1 protein-coding gene is annotated in these 1,484 nt (G+C 52.1%); it reads right to left on the bottom strand.

From position 1 onward, the window contains the following. Window positions 1-409: 409 nt before the first annotated feature. Window positions 410-1,423: a group II intron reverse transcriptase/maturase gene (locus tag ACEN88_RS31485; RefSeq protein WP_413346062.1), complete on the bottom strand. Its 1,014-nt coding sequence runs from the start codon at window positions 1,421-1,423 to the stop codon at window positions 410-412. Between the last annotated feature and the right edge of the window lie 61 nt (window positions 1,424-1,484).

The following is a 1,484-nucleotide window of genomic DNA, read 5'->3' as shown; positions in this document are numbered from 1 at the left end:
GTCCGCCGCATGTGCTGGTGGCGGCGGCGGCGGCCGTCGTGCGGCCGTTCGGGGCGGCGCATCCTCACCGTCGAGAAAGTTTACAAACCAACGGTTGAGGTTTGCACCATGCTCAATAACTATCTGTTGATATTGACCGCGCTCTGGTCAGGCAGATTCAAGGCAAGACGATCATTGCGGAATGCCTCGCATTTTGCGGGACGATCGCAGTCGGGAAAAGAAGTGGCGGCTAGCTGCCAAATGCGCAGAGGCACCTGGTGCCCGGAGCCGGGATCGAACCGGCACGCCATCGCTGGCACGGGAGTTGGGTCGCTTGGCGATGCCTATTTTTTTATAGGACGCTCACCAAGCTCCCACCAAACCGGACGTGCAACTTTCATAGCATCCGGCTTTCCAGCAAATTTTACCATCATTGCGGAATATATGAGAGGTCGGACAGGCCGATTCCGTCATATTTTCCGGCGTGTACATCGTCGTGGCATTTCCTGCACAGCGGGATCTGCTTCCGATTGATGGCGCTCATAATACGGTTGAACCCATTAGTGATGCTCTTGTTGCCTTTGCGTAAAGCGCGGACGTGGTGCATTTCCACGCTACTCTCGGAGCCGCATACTGCACAAGGGTGATTCAAATGGGTACGGGTTAATCGATACACCTTGGCCAGAATTACATCAATATCTTCCAGCCCGACGAAGGCCGCTCCTTCGCGCTTCCAAACAGGCGGGCGCCAGAATGTTACCTCTTTCGTTTCCCCGTTCGCTAGCATATATGCTACTCTCGGAAATACACCAACCTTTCGGATCGTTGCCGGAACCCTTCGTCGATGCTTGTGACTCAGGGTCATCAAGCATGAGTACTGGAGCAGATACATGACCCTTCGCAATTGCGCAGCGTTGTCGCATATAGCGTAGTAATTGTAAATGCCTCGCCAGACGCTGTTAAAGCGCATCACAATTTCGTGATCTTCAAGAGCAACAAAAGCTTTCTTGGAGCAGGGAAAGAAGGTCTTGCCTCTGACCGTTTTACAATATCCAGCCTTTTGCAACCTTTCGACTAGCTTTTGTGTTGGGACGTCAACTCTGGGTTGCCAACCCGTTGTCCTTCTGACGGCGGCTCTTTGGCCCTCGGGTCTAACCTTGGTCCTTCGAACGCCGTCCCCAACTAAGATTCGGAAGCTGAGGAACTCCGACTTTCCGTTCTTAGCATGGGAGATAAGTGTTTTCTCCGGTGACAACTCAAGTTTTAGAACATCTCTCAGGAATAGTGTCGCCTCGTCCTTTATAGACTGAGCAAACTCCTTGTCTCCCACGATCCCGATTACCCAGTCATCTGCATACCGGGTATAAAACACCCTACAGAAGTCCGGATCATTGACCATGACTGTGGGAATTGCGGACGCAAGACGTTCTAAGTAGTCATGCAAAATTTATCGTGAACTTGCTGCCGAAGCCACTCATCAAGGATTGAATCTCGTCGAGCAAATC

The sequence above is a fragment of the Massilia sp. CT11-108 genome (assembly GCF_047302915.1).
Classification (GTDB): Bacteria; Pseudomonadota; Gammaproteobacteria; order Burkholderiales; family Burkholderiaceae_D; genus Telluria; species Telluria orientalis.
Note: the sequence above shows the minus strand (reverse complement) of the source record. Positions and strands in the feature narration are given on the sequence as shown.